Here is a 20,785-nt window from a genome sequence, read left to right on the forward strand (position 1 = left end):
TTTTGCATATACGCAATAATCGGCACGGATGAAATTTCGGGATGTAGGGGCCTTCTTAAGTATTTCTAGAGTCTGCCTATCCCCAGCAAGCTTATTGTCTTAAATTATCAAAACACATAGGGACAGCCAAACAGCATCAGGAGCGCGATAATATATTTATATAGAGATCAAAGTGCCTCATATGTCCTTCCCTTCTTGCCCCTCTTGTGTTGTTGTCCTTAATCAACAACAGGAGCAAAATATGTCCCACCAAAACCAGTGCCAGGATGTGCCAGTTAACCACGACAAGAGTCCGGTTAAAAATTGTACTGTAGTTGAAAATGGTCGGGTTGTCGTTAAACCCTTACAACCACCAATATAATAAAACTTCCGAGTAACTTTCAGGCATTCAACCCCTTTCATCGTGAGGTAAGACATCATGGAAGTAGTTGTAGTCAATATAACGATGTCCATCTGGTGCGTGATGAATAATATCGACAAATCGATTATTCCACAAAATTTCATTAGCACCATAGCTATGACGGGCATGGACGACCTGTGCGACCGTTTCATCAATGCCACTTAGAGAAATAATCAATATAGTATTCGTCTGGGTTAACGATTCTGGTGTCATCCCATATAAAGGACTAAATTCATCAATAATATGTACAACTGACCAAGTTAGCGAAAAGTTAGGTGTTTGGTTTCTTAGCAGTTTGAGATCGTAGATCCGCCGCATGAACTGCCCTTCTACTGTCACTTCGTCACGCATTAAGTATACTCGCATCTGCGCCTCTAAAATCATGTTGCGGCGCTGATTAGCAGCGCGAAGCATCAGAGTAGGCTTTGCATCATGAGGTGTAATCACTGCTACACGGCTAAACATCACACGGGCAGTTGGTCGGGAGAAACGGGCAAATGCTAGTCCTGTCATTACAGCAATTCCTACCAAGCCAATCATCGCTTCAATCGTGACAATGATGTTGGCATAAGTTGTTTTAGGATACATCGCACCATAGCCGATGGATGCTAAGGTTTGGACGCTAAAGAAAAAAACATCTAAAAAAGAGCCAGGTCGGGCGTTGGCAATACAATCTCCTCCTACCCAGTAAGCTAGGGCAAATAGAGCATTAATAGTTACATAAAAAACACAAATCAATATCAGAAAGCCAGGCCAGGGAATCGTCAGCAGCAGATGGTAAGGATCGCGCCAGTAGGAATACCATGCACCCATACCCTTAGTTTCAAGTTTTCCATCTCGAACTTGAATGTGAATAAGTGGGATCAAGCGCTGTCGTTGCTTCTTTAAAAGTCTCTTCAGTCTAAATCTCATCGGGGATAGCCAAAAGAACGACAAGTAGTTAGTATGACTAGGGTTGAAAAATCCTGTTTTCAGGTAACAATCTGATAGCTCTATATATTACTGATGAATCGAAATTTTTGGATTACCGCTTTAATTGCTTTTGTTAACTCCCTCAGTTTTACAGTTTTAATTCCCATTATCTATCTTTATGGCAAACAATTTGGTCTTAGCGATTTTCAGACCAGCTTGTTATTTTCGATTTACTCTATAGCTCAGTTTTTTGCTACTCCCGTCATTGGTAAACTGTCTGATCGCTTTGGCCGCAAGCCTTTACTGATCATCAGTTTAGCTGGAACTGCGATCGCTAATTTGATAGCTGGAACAGCGACAACAGCAGTGATGCTTTTTCTGGCTCGATTCTTGGATGGAATCACCGGCGGGAATGCTTCTGTAGCTCAGGCGATTATTTCAGATATCACCATTCCCGAAAAGCGTGCTCAGGGGTTTGGGATTTATGGAGCAGCATTGGGGTTAGGCTTTGTACTAGGCCCAGTTACCAGCTTGCTGGCACAGCAGATTTCTTTAGGATTCGCATTTCTAGTTTCCGGTGCAGTCGCATTTGTCGCCCTGTTAATTACAATCTTCTTCTTACCAGAAACTCTGCAAAACAAGGCTGGTAAAGCGCGAAATATCTTTGATTTAGGTTTGGGGAATTTAATTAGAGGTCTGACTATGCCTAAAATTGGGGTACTTCTAGTTATAAACTTTTTTCTTGGCACAACTTTCACTATCTTTACTTATGCTTTTCAACCCTATTTTATTAATGTATTGGGTCAAAATAACCGATCTTTAACGCTAATGTTTATATTATTTGGAGTGCTAGGTGTAATGATGCAGACTTGGGGAGTTTCAGTTCTGATGAAAAAATTTAATGTAGTTAATATATTATTTTTAGCTTTATTTATCCGAAGTCTCTCATTTGTCTTAATGCCAGTTTTTCCTAGCACCGTTTATTTTGTAGGAGTCAGTATACTCTTTTCAATCTTTAATTCTCTAGTTCAACCCATGATCACTACGCTAATTTCTATGAATGCTAAAGCACAGGATCAGGGAACTGCGATGGGATTGAACGCATCTTATTTAAGCATCTCCAATGGTATTGGCCCTGTGATTGCAGGAATGCTAATTCATCAATCAAACCCCAAAACCTATGGCTATCCATTATATTTAGCCGGAACATTTACCTTTATAGTATTATTTTTGGCAATACTTACTCGCAAAAGCTACACGCCCCAACCTAATTCATGAGAAGTGCAGAAGGAAAACCCCACAAATTAAACCGAAAATTAGAAATTAGTTAAAAAAGAGGGTTCGGGAGAATCAAGTTTTAACTAATAGTAAAAAAATAGAGTGGGGATTGCCCACTCTACTAATTGCTCTGCTAGAAAGTTATTATTCCAACTTAGGTGATTGACCTTTGGAACAGCGATCAAACCACTCCTGATATTTGGTCAAATGTGACTCATTTTCAACAGTAATTGTCACTTGCACCTGCTTGCATCCGTGATTTTGCTCTAGTGCGATCGCATTCAACAATAAACTAGCAATTTTAGGCGAACTAAATTCGCCACTCACTGTTAAACCACTATCAAAATGTGTAGCTTCAAGTATTTCTACTTCAGTTAAATCAATTCCAGAAATTTCCCCTTGTGATAAATCAATTTCTGCAAGTTGCTTATGTTCGGGGCTGATTTGTTCTACAATTAGTTTCTCCCGTCGGACAGGAACTTGTACCATCCGAGTTTCGATTACTTTGCGAACAATTACTTCACCAACTTTCCGCTTGCTACTTTCAACAACTAATCGTTCTTCTACTAAACGAATAATCTTCTCTTCGGTAACGTACTCTAAATTTTCTGATTCAACTGAGCTACTTGTAATTTCACTATAGTCTAGTTGTTCAATTGAGTTTTCTGATAGTTTGCCATCGCCTGGTGTTTCTGTTTCTAAATATTCAGGCATATACTCTATTTCTGATTTGTTTAAGTCTATAAAAACAGATTTACTTGGCTTGTCGATTTTTTTTATTCTCTGGCTCTGCAATCGAAATAAAGAAGGATCTTTATCGGTTAACTGCTGACTATATTCTACAGTTTGTTGATTTGCCTGATTAGATATAACTAAGTTTAGCCGACGATTAGCATCCACAATTAAATCATGAACTACTCCTATTAGCTGACCTTGCTTATCGATTACAGCAAAATCCTTCACCTTCTTTTTCAAATCTGCTAATGAGGTGCGAGTGTTCGTGTTTGCTTGTCCAATGTTTTTTGCCATCGTTTGGCTATTCATATGCAAAATTTATGAACTGCTTTTTACTTAGATTAAATGTATTAATCGTTTTGAACTATTGCAAGCACAGGTAAAGCTAACCAAACAGCCTCACCTGCGCTAGGTCGAATTAGTCATTAGTTATAGTTATTAGCTAATGACTATGTTAGTTAGCGTTCCTCAATTGGAAGTCCAGAAGTGTTTACGTCCAACTCTTCACGACGCACAGTTTCTTGAGTTTCAACTGTTTCTTGATCTACAACTTTTCTAACTCTGACTTCTTCACGCAAAACTGCTTCTTTGCGAACATCAGCAACTTCTTCGTGGAGTTCGATCCGAGCAACTTCGCCTTCACGGAAATCTGCTTCACGTCCAGAAACAGCCGTACCAGCATTTGCTGGAGTTACACGCTCAATTACAACTCGTTCTCTTTCAACTGGTATTGCAACTCGTGCAGTCTCAGTCTCAACACGTTTACCAATCGATACTTCTCCAGTTTTTTGGCTTCGTTTGCTGGCAACCAACCGTTCTTCATATAATTTCAGGGTTTGATGATCTTGCTCATTTAACCCAAATAAAGCAGGCTCATTTTCGTAAGTATAATCATCACGATTGTAAGCAGGTGCAACCGGCTGCTGATAGGTTGTATCCACTGCTGCTGTAGCTTCCAATGGTACTAACGGAGCTACTGGTAGGGTTGAGTCTGTAGGTTGGCGATATACCCCACGCACCCGTTCTTCATAGTCGTAATCAAGCGCTTGGCGTTCACTGAACTCAGGTAAATCCTCTGCTTGCTCTCTAGTCAAACCAACAGTGTAGACGCGATCGGTGTTATAGTCAATACGGGCGCGACCAATTGGTAGCAACACTTTTTTACCAAAAATCCAGAAGCCTAAATCAACGACTAGATAACGGAAATGACCTTCCTCATCAACTAAAACATCGCTAACAGTACCAACTTTTTCATCAGTTCCTTGTGTATAAACCCCAAGCCCATTAATATCCTGACCTTCAAAGGTGTCACGGTAGTTAGGCTCAAAATCTTCTAATTTGTAAAGAACCATTATATTTAACCTCAAAAATTATTTCCATCTCATACCTAACAAGATAGACAATTTGTATATTTGTCTACATCTTTCTGGCGAGTGAATTATTTGAAGAGTGAAATAATCAAAAGTTATAGATATTTTCTATAGTAAATAAAATAATTGAGCAATCTTTGTCTCCTTCCTCTGTATGATACGTCGCAAGCGGCACAACATTATCAGCGTGAGTGCTAAAAATACACCGCTAGGGAGAATTAATCTGAGAAAGCAATATTACTGATAGTTCAGGAACCCTCCAAAATCGCTGATCGTTGGTTATAAAAGTATGTTTTTATCTCACGCAAAGGCGCAAAGGCGCAAAGGAAGAAATAAGATTGTGTGCCTTAAATAGCATCTATAATTCCCATGCATCTCGTTCTTGGCGAATAAACTTATCGACTTCTTCCGGTGTGGTAAAACTGCCTCTAGCAGATCCGATAAAGCTAGTTAGAAGCTTTTCAGAATCGTTTGGGGGTGACTCCAGAAGTACTATCACTTCGACAGTTGCACCTGCTGGAAGTTCTGGAGAACAAATTTCTACTACACCACCAAGTTTAACGATCGCCTGTTGCTTGAGTCCATTAAGCACGATAATTTATCCTTATTAGTGTCGGAATATTGCATTTCATCAGAATAGGTGAAAAAAACTGCGATGTCTATGACGGGCGTAGCTGCGGCGCTCACAAATTTTCTATAAATTCTTCAGGTGTGATTTTTGCTTGCTTAATAACACCACTGAGTGTACCAACTTTTAACTCGCGGTGGAGTGGTACAACACAAACAATTTCTCCTTCGAGAGTTAGTTTTTTAAATACAACATGACTACCAGTTTGTCTAGTTTGGATAAATCCTAAATGCTCTAATGCACGAATTGCCTCGCTGCCTGATATTCTTGGCAATCTAGGCATAGCTGACTTCTATACTTGTTACAAATCTCGGACTAGTATCAGTGTCGAGCAAAGGACATTCTTCTAAGTATAACCTTGTAGCTTCTTTAAGATTAGCAAGAGCTTCTTCAATTGTTTCACCTTGATCAACTGTGCCGACTTCAGGACATTCAGCAATATACATATCTTCTTCTTTGTAAAGAATGGCAGTTAATGTTTTGGTCTTCATAGGGTTTTATTTTGATAAAGATAGTTGAGCGATGTCTACACGGGCGTAGCTGTGGCACTACTTTTTCTAGTTTAACTTTGAGGTGCGTAGGCGTAGCCCGTCGTAGACATCGCTTGACTTATTACCAATGGAATTTTTCTCAGCGTAGTTTAGATTTCTCTGATATTCTGTGATTTTTTGTTGAGCTACTACATAATTTGGGCTAAAAGATGGAACACTTTTCATAAGTGCGATCGCAGCTTCCCACTCACTCATAACTATCTTCCAATCATCTGGATACTTTGCTGATTGGGTTAGTTTGGCAGCATTGATTGCTTTATTTACTGCTTCTCGGAATGTATCAGTTTGAAGTAACACAGTCGGCAATTCTGAAATCACTGGTGAGGGTGTAACTAATACAGGCTTTGATGGTATTTGTGTTGCAATTTTAGAGGTTATAGGAAGTATTTCTATGAATTTTGAAGAAAAGTATATTCCTACAGCAATTGAAAATATCAAAAAACTAAGCAACCAATTTTTATTTAACTTACGATACTTCCGTTGAGTATTGATGATTGTAGTTTCTTCGTCAGTCGATGAAATATTTGATTTCATTTTGTGTACGCCCATTTCCCCACGCAATCTATTAAGTTCTTTATCTGTCTTTAAATCAGCGTTGGATTTACTTACATCTGTTTTTTTATTACCAGAATAAGCAGATATTATTCGGTGTCTTACCAAGTGTTCAATTTGATACGTTAGTGCGCCAGCAGAAATATAGAACAGCCCAAATATTACTATTATATTATTATTAATATTTTGCATTTGTGTGTAATATTCAATTGGTTCGACGTAGCTCAGATCAAATAATGATAGAAATATTGTAGAGAAAAAAGCTGCTATCAGTGTAGAAATTGCAATTACAAGCCAAGCGTACAATCCTTCCCACCAACTCATTATTCCTGGTAATAATCCTTGTGTTTTACCTATTTCGGGTGCTTGAATTTCTGACATAAACCGACTAATAAGCAAGTGTAAGCAGTGATGAGTCAAAGAAATTATAGGAATTGGAGATAGGAGTAACAGTATTGTAAATATAGCAAATAATTCTGGACTGCGTACAAAATATACGATACGGTAGCCTAACTCTCCAGGATTTTTGAGTCCAAATAGAATAGCGCTCAACAATAGATTCAAAATCAATGCTTTTAACCAAGAACTAGGATAAGGAAACCATAAAGGCCAGTAAAATTTTTGCTTAGTAACTTCCTGAATATTCGGCTGTGTCATAATAACCAATAAATCCAAAAAAATGAGAAATTATCGTCTATCCTAGAATTCCCTATTTACAGAGAAAAGCAATATTTTAAAGCCATGTATTTAAAATTTAGATAGATTTTACAAAGACCCCAATTCTAGACTCTCTCTGCGACTCTGCGCCTCTGCGTGAAAAAACTAACGTTCCTTTGTAATCACAGAACTACCATTACTAATACTTACTTTTTGAACAAAAACATAACTACAAGATGATAAAATATCAGTTGTTATCTGATTAGCAATAACTTCAAAATCATGGTTTGTTAATCCGCGTGCAGTATCGCCACTTAAATTAATATAAATAGTTAGAATTTGAGGATTGCTAGAAGACTGTTCATTATCTACTGCTTCTGCTATGCCTAGATTAAACTCTTTACTCCAAGCTGAAAACTCCTTACCCGTTTGTTGTCCGTAAACTTTCACTCTTTCAACAGATGCAGCCCCTAAAGCCGTTAACCCTTTGCGGATAAATGCAACTAAGATTTGCTTATTTGGTACTTTGGCAGATTCTAGTATTACCTCTAAGCAAGCATCTTTGAAGGCAACTTTTGCAGTGATCCCTTTGGCGTGTAGATGGCGGTTCATCAGAAATGCGATCGCCTGGGTATCTCCCTGTTTTGCAAGTTCCAGAGTATTCGGCTGTGTCATAACCAGTAAAAGAGAAATCTGGGAAAATAAACTTATATTCTCAGGATTCCCTCTTGACCGCCTTAAATAACATTATGATGCAAGATATCAACTAACTAGGGCTTTAATGTCTACTATAAAGATAGTCTTTCACAAACTTTTGCAATAAATATATTTTCTCGACATCAATATCAAAAATTCTTGTTTTTGTGCTTGCCAAATTAGCAGGATTAATATTAATCAGTTTAATTCCAATTGTAAATATGAAGTTTTATCGAGATCATGCTTGGCCTTCAACTCTAGAAGAAGCCATAGTTATCCAAGAAAAATTGCAAGATCAGGTAATTACCGAGGATCAACTGCAAGAACCTGTCCAGTATGTTGCTGGAGTGGATATGGGTTTTGAAGCTGATGGAACAATTAGCCGTGCAGCTGTCGCAGTACTGAGTTTTCCTGATTTGCAAGTAATCGAGACAAGCCTAGCACACCGCCCTACGACCTTTCCTTACATTCCTGGGTTCCTCTCATTTCGGGAAATTCCAGCTGTCCTCGATGCCCTGGAGAAGATTAAAATAACACCAGATATTTTCTTGTGTGATGGTCAAGGAATTGCTCATCCCCGCAGATTAGGTATAGCTAGCCATCTAGGGTTACTTATAGATATGCCGACAATTGGTGTAGCTAAGTCGTTGTTGGTAGGCAAGCATGAGGAATTACCAGAAATAAAAGGCAGCCAGCAACCATTGATATATAAGGGTGAAACGGTTGGGGCAGTTTTACGCACACGCACAGGAGTAAAACCTCTGTACATCTCAAGTGGGCATCGAGTTAGTTTACCTACGGCAATTGACTATGTATTACGTTGTACGCCAAAATATCGGCTACCAGAAACTACACGCATCGCTGATAAATTAGCGTCTGCAAAATAAAGCGAAACCTCACCCCCAACCCCTCTCCTTAGCAAGGAGAGGGGAGATAAAGCACAGCTTTATCGGGGTGAGGTTAAGCCGTACCTCACTAAATCAGGAAACCTATAAAGCTTGTTGAAGTTTTTTCTAAATACTTGCTTGCACCTACTCAATCGTGTTAGGAATCGCACAGAAGGAAGTTGAAATAGCTAAATACGAGTTACGAAGTTAGAACAATGAACGCACTAACTTTACAGTGGCACGATGCAGGTCAAGATAAAACTCAGAACATTTACGAACAACAGCCAAGTCAAAATCCTGGCACTGTCCGCATCGGTCGTGATCCCTTGCGGTGCGACATTATTCTGAGTCATCCCACTGTATCTGGTCTGCACATTGAAATCTTTTTTCATTACCAGCAACAGCGCTTTTATATCAGGAATTTGCGATCGCAAAATCCCCCCGTTATCGATGGACGGCAATTAGTCCAAGGTGAAATGCCTTTAACTAAAGGCACTACTATCTCTTTGGGACAAATAAAACTCAATGTTACTAGCATTTCCACTGGCAGCATTCCAGCAACAATTTTGCTGCCACCACATCCACCAGTAAATATCCCACATCACTACTATCCATCAACATCCCCCGCACCACTGCCAGGAGTTTATGGCTTAGAATGCCCCAAATGTCATAAAGTTTCCCCAGGAGAGAATTTACACATAGGCTGTCGTTGGTGTGGAACATCTTTAGCTGCGGCTGTGAGTGTGTTGGTAGCACCGGGTACTTGAGGAGCAGGGGAGCAGGGGAGCAGGGGGAAATAACCAATGACAAATGACTTACAAATCCAATTGAGTTGGGAAGAACCAGCGACGGGTGAACGGCGAGAACCAATGTTGAGTATGCCGATCGCTTTTGGTCGAGAATTCGCTCGATTACCTGCTGAACTCAGGGGAAAGCGCGTTTCTAGGATGCTGCTTAACAGTAACGAAGTTTCTCGTTACCATGCCCTAATTGACTGGGAACAAGATCATCTGCTGGTGATTGACCAAGGTAGCGTTAACGGTGTCTATGTCAACGGTCAACCACAAACCCGCAGTGTTCTGGCTAATGGCGATACGTTGCAAATTGGCCCTTATGTGATCACGGTGACATTTGCTGCTAGCGCCTCTGCACCAGATACTAGCCCTCCTTCAACGATTCACTTCAACGCAAATACCAATCTCCCAGACCCCAGGTTGCCTGTAGTCCAGCCGCTAACGCCCTTGGGAAGTAATTTCCCGCCACTAGCGTTTCAGGCGGAAAAGGTCGCTGTGCAAGCACTTTATGCTACAGGACTTCCAGTAGATGAATCTGATTATCTAGCGATCGGGGCGGGATTGGGTAGCTTTTTCTGGGCTGATTTGCTGCGAATTAGTGGGGTGTCTGCTGACAAAATTGTGGCTTTGGGATTAGAGGCGGAGCCTTATGCTCGTTACAAGCGCCTTTGTCTGAATTCGCAAATTCCCTTACATGAAAGGCTGCGTTCTAATTCTGACTCTTGTCCTGATAATATTTGGGGCTGGCCTAGTTATGCCTTGCGTGAGGCTTGGCACGATTTCACCAAGGGACAGATGAAATCAGCATTTAAGTATTTGTGGCAGGTGTTTGCTGAACCAACATTTGCAGAAACTTATACTCCTCGTGCGGGTAACGTCTTTGATTCCATAGATAGGGAGGCGAAGCGCATCGGCTGGAACCAAATTTATCGCTATGGGCGAGTTAGGGTAATTCGCAAAACTGATGATGGCAGATATTGTGTAGCCTATTCTCGCGCCCCAGGAAATTATGCTTTTTTAGTTAGTCGTTATTTACATTTAGCTACTGGGTATCCAGCAATTCAGTTTCTTCCAGATTTGCAAGCTTATAGAGCAAAATATCAAGACTTTAACTCTGTCGTCAATGCTTATGAAGCACACGATCATGTTTATGAGCAACTAGAGCAACAAGGTGGTACGGTGTTGATTCGGGGGCGGGGAATTGTGGCTTCGCGGATTTTTCAGCGCATTTATGAAGCCAGAAAACGAAATCAGAATATTTCAGTTTTGCATTTAATGCGATCGCCTAAACCCCAAGGCAACAAATTTCAAAATACCCAGCGCCTAGTCAAAAATCATTACGAATTTCAACCCTTTAACTGGCCTAAAGCTTGTTGGGGCGGCGAACTCCGGGCAATGTTAGAAAAAGCTAGCCCTGATGAACGCAAGCGTTTACTGGCAGACTGGGGCGGAACTACCACCGCCGACCGGCGCGACTGGCAACGAATTACTGCCCAAGGGTTAAGCGAAGGCTGGTATCAAATTACTTTTGGTGAAGTGCTGGATGTGGAACGAAATGCCCAAAACCGGACTATTACCCATATCCGAGAACAAAGCTTTGGGGAAATGAAGTTGTTAGCTGACTTTATTGTTGATGCTACTGGACTCGATGCCAAGGTAGATGCTAGTCCCCTACTGGAAGATTTGGTGAAACATTACAACCTCCCAGTCAATCACCTGGGGCGATTTGCTGTAGCGAACAATTTTGAATTGATAGAAATGCGTAATGATAGAGGTCAAATGTATGCTGCTGGGGCTATTACATTAGGTGGCCCTTATGCAGCAGTTGATAGTTTTTTGGGCTTGCAGTATGCCGCATTAGTCGCCGTTGATGGACTCGCTGCCGTCGGTGCTACTGGAGTTCAAAGGTTGAATGTTGTAAGTTCCTCTGGGCAGTGGTTGAAGTGGGTGTTAAATCAATCACCTTAGTCGAAAGAGGCAGGAGGAATACAGTATTTATTTAGCTGTTTTGAGTCCCAAACTCCAAACTTGAGGTAAAAAGGTGCAACGTTCAGGCAAAAAGGCTCAACGTTCAGGCAAAAAGGCTCAACGTTCAGGCAAAAAGGCTCAACGTTCAGGCAAAAAGGCTCAACGTTCAGGTTAAAAGGCTCAACGTTCAGGCAAAAAGGTTCAACGTTCAGGTTAAAAGGTTCAACGTTCAAGTAAAAAGGCTCAACGTTCAGGTTAAAAGGTGCAACGTTCAGGTTAAAAGGCTCAAGTGGCGATGTCTACGACGGGCTACGCCTACGCAGAACTCTTGCATTCTGATATGGTGAATTAAATCGGCGGTTAGAAACCAATACACTTGGGTTAAGATCCCCCCGCCTCCGGCGACCCCCTTAAAAAGGGGGTAAATAGAGATATTAGCCCCCCTTTTTAAGGGGGGTTGGGGGGATCTCCGAACACTAAATATCACTAACTCAAGCGTATTGGGTTAAAAACTAGCCTCTACACGAGGCAAGACCCACCTCCGTGGGTTTCAAACCTTCAATTTTTCCTTAGTCCGCGTAGGCGGACTTTGTTTGTGTAGCCGCGAATTCCATTCGCCCCGGCTCTAAATAGACTACTTCTTATTTTCCCTTGTCGGCTGTACCATCACAGGCACTAAAGTTTTAACTAAACCCGTAATCGCCACAATCACAGAAGCAATTCCCCCAATGGACAATGAAGTTAAAATTGCTGCCGCAAGAATAACTTCAGTGGGGCTATATCCATCTCGCATCCAAGTAGATGGATTCTCTACCGATGTTGGCGAGGTTGGGATTAATTGCGAAGTTTGGGTGGTTTGATTGGAGTTGACTGGAGTTGTTAAGGCAGTTTTCATGGCTAAACCTCTTCTAAATGTTTCTATGCAAATGGTATTTCTGCCAGAAGAAGAGGAGATTCCCTAGAAATGGAGACAAAGTAGAGAGCAAGTAGAATTTAAGTAGAATCGAGAAGAAATCTCACAAGCTGTCTATGCAATGGGCTGATTTTCTAGCCAATGAAGCTGCTACTCATAGCTTATCCCCAGAGCAAACGGCAGCTTTTGTAGAGCGTTTGAAGACTGAAAACTCAGGGAAGAGTGAGGCAAAACTTGCCAGCGAGTTAAACATCGGTGCGGCTGCTTTCAAAAAGCGGATGACTGAGGTTTATGACAAATTTGCTCAGAGTTATCCTGAGTTAGCCAATTCTGAAAGCCGGGGTAAGCTAGAAAAGTTACGGGCTTGCCTGACAAGGAAATATAATGGCGGGCAAGATGTTCGCCCCACAATTAAAGAAATTCATCAAAATATTCCCCCTGCTGTCCCATTTGAAAAATTTGTGGGACGTGAGGCGGAACTAGAAGAACTGCACCAGCAATTACAAAAATCTCGGCAAGTTGCAATTGTAGCTGTGGCGGGTATGGGTGGAGTAGGCAAAACTGAACTTGCTACCCAATACGCCAAACAGCACTTGGAGAATTATCAAGGCGGGGTTTGCTGGTTATCTGCACAGGGAATAGATGTCATAATTCAGATTTTCAGATTTGTTGAATTGAAATTTAAACTCATTGCACCGGACGATTGGGAATTAGCAGATAGGCTGAGATACTGCTGGCAGAATTGGCAACAAGGTGAAGTACTGCTGGTGTTTGATGATGTCACCGACTACAAAAAACAGGTTCAGCTTTATCTACCCCCAGAATCACCCCGGTTTAAAGTATTGCTGACAACGCGCCAGGAATTTGATAGAACTTTGCCGCAATTACCTTTAGGTGTTCTCAAACCATTGGCGGCGATGAAATTATTAAAATCGCTGGTTGACAGAGAACGACTCAAAAGTGAACCTTGGGTTGCGAGAAGAATTTGTAAATTCTTGGGATATTTGCCTTTGGCGTTAGAGTTAGTGGGGCGATATCTGGATACAATGCCGGATTTGTCTCTGGAAAAACTGCTGAAGCGGCTAGAGAAAAAGCGACTGGAACACGAAGCAATAGCCAAAGCTAACCCATTGATGCGTTATGAATACGGCGTAGCTGAAGCTTTTGCATTGAGTTGGGAACAGTTGGATGAAAATGCACAAAGCTTAGGCTGTTTGCTAAGTTTGTATGCTTTGGCTGATATTCCGTTGTTTGTTGAGCGGATAGAAGATGATGATGAACAAGAACTCTGCGAAAAAGCTATAGCTGAGTTGCGGAAACTGCATTTAATACAATGGCAAAGTCAGGGAATTTATCGCCTACATCCACTGATTCGGCAATTTTTACAAATGAAGTTGGATGAGTCAAGTGAGGCCGATGAGGTGAAAACAAACTTTACAGCGCAGATGGTAAAGCTGGCAAAGCAAATTCCTCAACATCCTAGCCTTGAAGATATTTTCAACTTCACTCCCTTTATCTCTCACATTGCAGAAGTTGCAACCCACTTATGCGACTATCTCAGCGACGAGGATTTAATTTGTCCCTTCACAGGCTTAAGCTGGTTTTATCAAGGTCAAGGACTTTATCAGCAAGCAGAACCTTGGTACAAACTATGTGTAGAGCTAGTTGAAAATCGTCTTGGTTTAGAACATCCCAATGTCGCCGCTAGCCTGAACAATCTTGCAGAACTCTACCATTCCACAGGACGCTACAGCAAAGCTGAACTCTTGTATCAGCAAGCTTTGGCACTGAATAAACGCTTACTGGGAGACAATCATCCCGATGTCGCTACTAGCCTGAACAATCTTGCAGCACTCTACAGTTCTACAGGACGCTACAGCGAAGCCGAACCTCTGTATCAGCAAGCTTTGGAACTGACAAAACGCCTACAGGAAGACAACCATCCCAATGTCGCCGCTAGCCTGAATAATCTCGCATTACTCTACGAATCTACAGGACGCTACAGCGAAGCCGAACCTTTGTATCAGCAAGCTTTAGAACTGACAAAACGGCTACAGGGAGACAACCACCACAATGTCGCCGCTAGCCTAAATAATCTCGCATTACTCTACAATTCTACAGGACGCTACAGCGAAGCTGAACTCCTGTATCAGCAAGCTTTGGAACTGAGAAAACGCTTACTGGGAGACAATCATCCCGATGTCGCTAATAGCTTGAACAATCTCGGAGGACTTTACAAGTCTACAGGACGCTACAACGAAGCCGAATCCCTGTATCAGCAAGCTTTGGAACTGAGAAAACGCTTACTGGGGGACAATCATCCCGATGTCGCCGATAGCTTGAACAATCTCGCATTACTCTACAATTCTACAGGACGCTACAGCGAAGCCAAACCCTTGTTTGAGGAAGCTTTGGCAATTTATGAACATACTATAGGTGTAGGTCATCCCCATACAATGAGGGTTCGGGGAAATTATGCAATCTTGTTAAGAAAAGCAAGTCCCTAACGATCGCACCCTTTCACAAAATCACACCAAATTGATGCTATACAACAGTTGTAGTTTAAATTTTAGCAGCGATCGCCCATCAACATTAGCGCTTTTGACTCTAAGCTGAGGAATGCTCTCTAATAAACAGAGAATAAATTTATGCGAACAGTACCAATTTTGAGTGCCAAACTTAAAACTTGAAGTTAAAAGGTGCAACTTCGAGGCTAAAAGATGCAACGCCGAGGTTAAAAGGTGCAACTTCGAGGTTCAAAGGCTCAACGTTGAGGCTAAAAGGTGCAACTTCGAGGTTCAAAGGCTCAACGTTCAGGTTAAGAGGTTCAGCGTTCGAGTTTAAAGGTGCAACGTCGAGGCTAAAAGGCTCAACGTCGAGGCTAAAAGGCTCAACGTTCAGGTAAAAAGGTGCAACGTTCAAGTAAAAAGGCTCAACAGTGAGGTTCAAAGGCTCAAGTGGCGATGATGTCTCCGAGTTTCAGAAAGAATGATATTAAGTCTTTGGAGGCAGACATTATGGCCATGTTGGGAGAAGTGGTTTAAGAACTAAAATAAAAATGTAGAGTTAGGAGATTTTAGCAATGGCTTTAACAATTTCAGATGAAGAGTTGGAAAGTATTCAGCTTTCGGCTGAAATTCGAGAAAAGGCTTTACAAAAAGCTAAAGAGGGGTATGTAATGACGTTATTAGAGGTAGGAGAAATTAGCAGTGGAAGAGCGGGTAAAATTCTTGGCATTTCTCGTTTGGAAGTGATTGAAATGATGAATAACTGGGGCATTTCTCTTTTTGATGATTCGCAGAGTTTGGAGGAATTACGTCAAGAAGTAGAACAGGCAGAATTACTTTTAAATCAGCAGATTTATTAAATGATCATTGTTTCTGATACTACGCCAATTAGTGAGTTAGCAAAGGTAGAACATCTTGATTTGTTGCCAAAAGTTTTTGGTAAAGTTGTAATTCCGCAGGGTGTATTTAATGAATTACTGATAGGTCAGCATCCAGCAGCAAAACTTGTAGATAATTTATTTTGGTTGGAGATTGTAACGGTAGATAATCAGCAAGTGGTTGAGGAGTTACAAAAGTCTTTTAATTTACATTTGGGAGAGTCAGAAGCTATTGCTTTAGCAGAGGAGCTTGGGGCTTCTCAGTTGTTGATTGATGAAAAGGCGGCGAGGAAGGTAGCTATGGCTCGAAAGTTACCTTTAATTGGTACTGTGGGGGTTTTATTGTTAGCAAAGCGTCGAGGTTTGTTGGACAGTGTTAAGGATGTTTTGGATGAGATGCAGCTACAGGGAATGAGAATTTCGGATCGGCTTTATGTGCAGGTTTTGACTTTGGCTGAGGAAAATCAAGGGGAATAATGATATTAAATCGCTGGAGGCAGACATTATGGCGACGTGGGCTGAAGTGGTTTGAGTACTAAAATAAAAATGTAGAGTTGGGAGATTTTCAAATTATGCAAATCACAATTGATACTGAACTAAAACAAGCCAACTTAGTTGAACAGGAGCAAATCACTGAAACGGCGATCGCTAATGACTCCATGAAACAAGCGGCTCAAGTCAATACAAAAAAAACTTTGCCCTGGTTCTAGAAAAGCATCTTGAAAATCTCTTTATCGAACGCATGGACGGTAACGAAAAAATCTTTATACAAGTGATGAATAGTGAAGAATTTAAAGCAGTTGTGTTTGAAAAATTACTATCTAGTATTTATGAGAGTATCAACAGTGAACAGTCAGATTAGCACTTGATACATTGGCAGCGATCGCCCTCACACACCCAATATTAAAGTCAATAATACTGCGTAGGCGTAGCCCGTCGTAGACATCGCATAGCCATTTTGAGTACCAAACTTAAAACTTGAGGTTCAAAGGTGCAACTTCGAGGCTAAAAGGTGCAACGTTGAGGTTCAAAGGCTCAACTGTCAACCTCAAAGGCTCAACGTTCACGTTCAAAGGCTCAAATGCCCATTGCAGAACTCTTGCTTTCTGATATTGTGAGTACTTACCCAAGATTTTAAAGAGGTAATTATCGCAAATTTAATCTAACAATCTTCCAAAACTTTAATTTGGCTTACCCGTAATCGTAAATGCTGCCCAGTAGTAAGGATGACTATAAAGATTTTTATCTGATGCCATCTTACTATTCCTATATAATTGTGTTGCTAAATAAGCTTTAATTCGTAACTCCTCAGGATGGAGATTATTTAGTAAATCTTCATACCATTTTGTCAATTCTCCAGCAGTTAGTTCTTTTAGCCATAGTGTTGCTTCAGCTAAGGCAATAACTGCTGATTTATTGGGTTGTAATCGTCGGTAAAACTCTATCATCACCAAGGCACTAGCCGAAGATTCTACACTCCAAAAAGTACTCACCACATGAGGAACACCCTGACTCAAAAAACCATTGACTAAACTCACATATTCGGTGCTGATAGTGTAGTTGCTAGTACTTAAATTTTCACAAGCAGAGAGAGTAACGAGATTGTAACTTGCTAAATTTTGTTGACAGATTTCTTCTAGAGTTACTTTGTCTGCACCTGCTAATGCTAACTCTGACTTTTTAGGTTCACCCAAGTTATTAATCGTATGACCAGTAAAATGAAAGATGTTGTAATTATCAAATAAAGCATTTTCTACAAGATTTTTTGTAGCTTGCGATCCTTGAATTCGCTGTATATTACCGAACATTTGGCTGACAATTTCAGACTCAAGTTTGGCAAATTTCAGTGCAGGATAACTTGCACTTTCGGGATATTCAACACTGAGTACTGACTGATTTTGCCATTGCCAAATATCTTCAGTTTTTATTGATAAACCTACTTGAACACTAGGCAAATAGATTGCGGTGAAATTTGACTCTACATTTGGCAACTCTTCTTGAGATGGAGAAGAAAGATGGAAAAGGGCATGAAGAGGCAATCTGGATAAATCGCGGTGAGGAATTAAAATCAGTTGAGTGATCCCTTCAAGTTCTTGTGCAATTGTAGAAATATTCAGGATTTCATACAGTTGCAACAATTTTTGCTCCATATCAACTCGCCAAGAATGCTGGCTTTTACTTTCTTTATCTCTGCTACGATATTCTTGGTATTGTTGATGCCAATCTTCTAGCCAATTTTCAAATTCAATTAGGCGTTGCACCGCTTCGGGTAAAGGCAATTCATTTAGACGGATGGCATCTTCTCCTAAAGGTATTACCCCCGTATCTTGCATGGGTGTAAAGAGCAGAATCGGTGATGGCGCTTGGTCTTTGAGGATGAAGGTGTGTAGGGCAACTGGACTAATATGCCAATAAATAATTGCTGTTGTGGGATTAAATAGTTGTTGAATTGCGTGATAATAAGGTGAGTAAATATGATCATTCCAGCCATGAAGCAGCCAGTTTAAACAAGCATTTTTACCTTGTTCGGCAATTTCCCAAGCTTCCACCAAATCACCGGACTCTACAGCTAAATCAACTGCTAATTGAGCAAAACCGGCAAATTTTAGAGCTAGCTGTTTTTTACTTTCGTCAGAGCGAGTTTCTTCATTTAGTAATTGTTGCAATAAGTCTGTGCCGCGTTGCTGCAATTCTTGAACTTGGGTTGTTTGTCCCAAACCCATCAGCACTTTGCTCAGAGATTGCAAAACCTCTAGGTGGAATTGGGGAAAATATTCTAGTGTGAGGGTTAAAAGTGCTTGATGGTACTCAGATGCAGCTTTGCGCCAGTAATCGCGGGAGTTAGGATGTTTCTTACCTCGCTCGTAGTAAGTATTAGCGATCGCTAAATGCAATCTACCCCAACCTTCTGGGTGAGTATCTGTCCGCAGATGCTTTAACCCTTCTTCGTAGCTGGCTAATTTTCCTTCGTAGCCGCTCTGTTGTAAGGCGGGATTTGTCGCTGTTATACTACTCGACATCAGCAATGCGTCAGCATCCACTAAATTACCGATCGCAGTTCCCCTACCAATCCAAGCTTCCCAATAATCTTGTTTAATTTGCAAAGCGTTGTCATAACAAGCGATCGCTTCCACAAATTCTTCTAAATAAAACAGTGCTAACGCCTGATTATACCAAGCTAAGTGAAAGTCGGGTTTAATGGCGATCGCTTGCTGATAGGAGGCGATCGCTTCAGTGCGGCGTCCTAAGTTGTCTAAGGCTATACCCCGGTTGTACCAAGCTAAGTAGAAGTCCGCTTGAACTGAAAGGGCTTTGTCCCAGGAAGCGATCGCTTCTGACCACTTTCCTAAATTAAACAGCACTACACCCCTATCTATCCAAACCTCGTGATACTCTGGGTCAATTTCTATAGCTCTGTCGTAAGATATAATCGCCTCGGCAAATTGTTCACCTACAGCTAGGGCTATGCCTCGGTGATACCAGTTTTCCTGGTCTTCTGGTTCCAAATGCAGCGCTTGGTCATAACTAGAAATAGCTTCGGGTAGCCAGCCTAACTTTAGCAGCGCCAAACCCCGGCTAGACCAAGCTTCCTGATAATCTGGTTTAATTTCAATAGCTTTATCAAAAGATGCGATCGCTTCTTCAAAGTATCCTAATTCTCCGAGAGTTCCACCTCGGTTGTACCAAGCTTTGTAGTAGTCGGGTTTGAGTTGTGTGGCGGTTTCGTAAGCTGCGATCGCTTCATCAAAACGTTCTAAATGAAACAGCGTCAAACCTCGATTAAACCAATATTCTGAGAATTGGGGTTGCAATTCAATCGCTTGAGCATAAGATGCGATCGCGCCTAACAAATCACCCGTTTTCGCTTGGCTTAGACCTTTATAAAACCACCCTTGAGCCTGGGTAATCGGATTATCGCCATGCCGCTCAATAATACCTGGAGAATTGTTGCCTTGAACTGCCAAGTTAGAAGCAAGTTGCTGGACTAAATTGGTACTTTGATCCAACCTTACCCACAACTTATCTAGGGTATAAGCTACATTCGGCTCTAAATTCGTTAAAGTATTATCCCAGGTTTCCTCTGAAGAAGAGGTTGTTAATTCAGTTCTTTGTCTAGTAAAAAGGAGATTTGCTGGTGTTTTAGTTGGAGTAACTTCCTCTTCATCGTCAAACCTCAGTTGGGTTAATGAGGTGATTGAATCTTTCTCTGCCGGGAGAGGGACATTTTCAGGTATTGTGCTTTGAGTGTCTTTCCTTTCATATTCCAATACCAGTTCCTCTAAGTTCTCGGTCAATCTTTCTTCAAAAGAGGTATTTTGGGGAATTGGCGTGATTGGTTCAACATCTTGCACATCATATTCATACTCCCATAACTGTTCACCTAAGCTGCGGATTAGCTCTTGCCCAGGCGAAATAGGGAGAATTTCTGCATCGGTTGTGGTTTCTACAACATCAGGCTCGTCATACTCCCATAACTGTTCACCCAAATTGCGGATCAGTTCTTGTCCAGGAGTGGTTTCTATGACATGAGGCTCATCATACTCCCATAACTGTTCGCCTAAATTGCGGCTCAATTCTTCTTGCCCAGGAGTGGTTTCTGTGCCATCTTGCGCCTGATTCTCCTCAGACTGAATCTGTGTAGGTAAGTTTTGCATCAGCCGGAGGCCAATGTTATGTGCAATGTCTCCAATTCTGCCGACACCAAGTTCCCCCAATTGCACCATCTGCGTTGCTAACAGAGGATTCGGTGTGGGTGAAGCTAGCAAGCGATCGCCAAATATCACCAACCAATCTATCCAGCGTTCAGCCGGAATCCGATTTTCGATCCGTTGCAGATACCTCAATGCCCACTGTCGTCCTCGTGCTTGATGCACGCCTTCTAACAATTGAATAAACAATTGTTCCAGATCCGCATTGGTTAGTTCTGGTAGTACCTCTACCAGATTGCGTCCTCTCGCACCCTTGAGAGAACTAGTCTGCTTACTTTCAATGAGGCGCTTTAAAAACCTTTTAAGCGACTGCGATATGCGCCTGAGCATCTGCCACACTCTTGGATTCT

20 protein-coding genes are annotated in these 20,785 nt (G+C 41.4%); 8 read left to right on the forward strand and 12 right to left on the reverse strand.

Going from position 1 to position 20,785, the window contains the following annotated elements:
- Positions 1-388: 388 nt before the first annotated feature.
- Positions 389-1,312, reverse strand: a complete 924-nt coding sequence (locus F8S12_RS05030; protein WP_196515241.1) for an ion channel — start codon at positions 1,310-1,312, stop codon at positions 389-391.
- Positions 1,313-1,405: 93 nt separating this feature from the next.
- Here F8S12_RS05030 and F8S12_RS05035 point away from each other — a divergent pair, with 93 nt between their 5' ends.
- The gene (locus F8S12_RS05035; RefSeq protein ID WP_196515243.1) at positions 1,406-2,590 is read left to right on the forward strand and encodes an MFS transporter; all 1,185 of its coding nucleotides are present in this window, start codon (positions 1,406-1,408) and stop codon (positions 2,588-2,590) included.
- A 144-nt stretch (positions 2,591-2,734) separates the two neighbouring features.
- Here F8S12_RS05035 and F8S12_RS05040 read toward each other — a convergent pair whose 3' ends face one another.
- The 7 genes from F8S12_RS05040 to F8S12_RS05070 all read right to left on the reverse strand — a co-directional run bounded on the left by F8S12_RS05040 (position 2,735) and on the right by F8S12_RS05070 (position 7,758).
- Positions 2,735-3,619 carry a YsnF/AvaK domain-containing protein gene (locus F8S12_RS05040; protein WP_230967801.1) on the reverse strand — a complete coding sequence of 295 codons (885 nt, stop codon included), beginning with the start codon at positions 3,617-3,619 and terminating at the stop codon, positions 2,735-2,737.
- 164 nt (positions 3,620-3,783) lie between these two features.
- A complete protein-coding gene (locus tag F8S12_RS05045) occupies positions 3,784-4,677 on the reverse strand; it encodes a DUF2382 domain-containing protein (protein ID WP_196515246.1) in 894 nt (297 codons plus the stop codon).
- Positions 4,678-5,053: 376 nt separating this feature from the next.
- Positions 5,054-5,287 carry a hypothetical protein gene (locus tag F8S12_RS05050; RefSeq protein ID WP_196515248.1) on the reverse strand — a complete coding sequence of 78 codons (234 nt, stop codon included), beginning with the start codon at positions 5,285-5,287 and terminating at the stop codon, positions 5,054-5,056.
- 91 nt (positions 5,288-5,378) lie between these two features.
- A complete protein-coding gene (locus F8S12_RS05055; protein ID WP_196515249.1) occupies positions 5,379-5,606 on the reverse strand; it encodes a type II toxin-antitoxin system HicA family toxin in 228 nt (75 codons plus the stop codon).
- Positions 5,599-5,814 carry a type II toxin-antitoxin system HicB family antitoxin gene (locus F8S12_RS05060; protein ID WP_196515251.1) on the reverse strand — a complete coding sequence of 72 codons (216 nt, stop codon included), beginning with the start codon at positions 5,812-5,814 and terminating at the stop codon, positions 5,599-5,601. The genes F8S12_RS05055 and F8S12_RS05060 overlap by 8 nt, the downstream gene beginning before the upstream one ends.
- 66 nt (positions 5,815-5,880) lie before the next feature.
- On the reverse strand, positions 5,881-7,083 hold the full coding sequence (locus F8S12_RS05065; RefSeq protein WP_196515253.1) for a hypothetical protein: 1,203 nt from the start codon (positions 7,081-7,083) through the stop codon (positions 5,881-5,883).
- A 165-nt stretch (positions 7,084-7,248) separates the two neighbouring features.
- Complete coding sequence (locus F8S12_RS05070) at positions 7,249-7,758, reverse strand: hypothetical protein (RefSeq protein WP_196515255.1); 510 nt, start codon at positions 7,756-7,758, stop codon at positions 7,249-7,251.
- 242 nt (positions 7,759-8,000) lie between these two features.
- On the opposite strand from F8S12_RS05070, the gene nfi reads away from it, so the two are divergent.
- From nfi to F8S12_RS05085, 3 genes are all read left to right on the forward strand, one after another.
- Positions 8,001-8,666 (forward strand): deoxyribonuclease V, encoded by a 666-nt coding sequence (gene nfi / locus F8S12_RS05075; RefSeq protein ID WP_196515257.1) that lies wholly within the window; start codon positions 8,001-8,003, stop codon positions 8,664-8,666.
- Positions 8,667-8,881: 215 nt separating this feature from the next.
- Positions 8,882-9,433 (forward strand): FHA domain-containing protein, encoded by a 552-nt coding sequence (locus tag F8S12_RS05080; RefSeq protein ID WP_196515258.1) that lies wholly within the window; start codon positions 8,882-8,884, stop codon positions 9,431-9,433.
- A gap of 36 nt (positions 9,434-9,469) precedes the next feature.
- The gene (locus F8S12_RS05085) at positions 9,470-11,428 is read left to right on the forward strand and encodes an FHA domain-containing protein (RefSeq protein ID WP_196515259.1); all 1,959 of its coding nucleotides are present in this window, start codon (positions 9,470-9,472) and stop codon (positions 11,426-11,428) included.
- 634 nt (positions 11,429-12,062) lie between these two features.
- Here F8S12_RS05085 and F8S12_RS05095 read toward each other — a convergent pair.
- The gene (locus tag F8S12_RS05095) at positions 12,063-12,323 is read right to left on the reverse strand and encodes a hypothetical protein (RefSeq protein ID WP_196515260.1); all 261 of its coding nucleotides are present in this window, start codon (positions 12,321-12,323) and stop codon (positions 12,063-12,065) included.
- A gap of 134 nt (positions 12,324-12,457) precedes the next feature.
- Here F8S12_RS05095 and F8S12_RS05100 point away from each other — a divergent pair, with 134 nt between their 5' ends.
- The gene (locus F8S12_RS05100; RefSeq protein WP_196515261.1) at positions 12,458-14,848 is read left to right on the forward strand and encodes a tetratricopeptide repeat protein; all 2,391 of its coding nucleotides are present in this window, start codon (positions 12,458-12,460) and stop codon (positions 14,846-14,848) included.
- Between the two features lie 172 nt (positions 14,849-15,020).
- Here the strand turns inward: F8S12_RS05100 and F8S12_RS05105 are convergent, their stop codons facing one another.
- A complete protein-coding gene (locus F8S12_RS05105) occupies positions 15,021-15,290 on the reverse strand; it encodes a hypothetical protein (RefSeq protein ID WP_230967802.1) in 270 nt (89 codons plus the stop codon).
- Between the two features lie 133 nt (positions 15,291-15,423).
- Here F8S12_RS05105 and F8S12_RS05110 point away from each other — a divergent pair, with 133 nt between their 5' ends.
- The 3 genes from F8S12_RS05110 to F8S12_RS40310 all read left to right on the forward strand — a co-directional run bounded on the left by F8S12_RS05110 (position 15,424) and on the right by F8S12_RS40310 (position 16,436).
- Entirely contained in the window at positions 15,424-15,708 is a 285-nt protein-coding gene (locus tag F8S12_RS05110) for a UPF0175 family protein (RefSeq protein WP_196515263.1), read from the forward strand.
- On the forward strand, positions 15,709-16,203 hold the full coding sequence (locus tag F8S12_RS05115; RefSeq protein WP_196515265.1) for a DUF3368 domain-containing protein: 495 nt from the start codon (positions 15,709-15,711) through the stop codon (positions 16,201-16,203).
- 95 nt (positions 16,204-16,298) lie between these two features.
- Entirely contained in the window at positions 16,299-16,436 is a 138-nt protein-coding gene (locus tag F8S12_RS40310) for a hypothetical protein (protein WP_230967803.1), read from the forward strand.
- A gap of 261 nt (positions 16,437-16,697) precedes the next feature.
- Here the strand turns inward: F8S12_RS40310 and F8S12_RS05125 are convergent, their stop codons facing one another.
- A complete protein-coding gene (locus F8S12_RS05125; protein ID WP_196515266.1) occupies positions 16,698-16,856 on the reverse strand; it encodes a hypothetical protein in 159 nt (52 codons plus the stop codon).
- Between the two features lie 51 nt (positions 16,857-16,907).
- Complete coding sequence (locus tag F8S12_RS05130) at positions 16,908-20,765, reverse strand: CHAT domain-containing protein (protein ID WP_196515267.1); 3,858 nt, start codon at positions 20,763-20,765, stop codon at positions 16,908-16,910.
- Positions 20,766-20,785: the final 20 nt, after the last annotated feature.

Origin of the sequence: Nostoc sp. WHI (assembly GCF_015714725.1) — a bacterium.
Lineage (GTDB): Bacteria > Cyanobacteriota > Cyanobacteriia > Cyanobacteriales > Nostocaceae > Nostoc.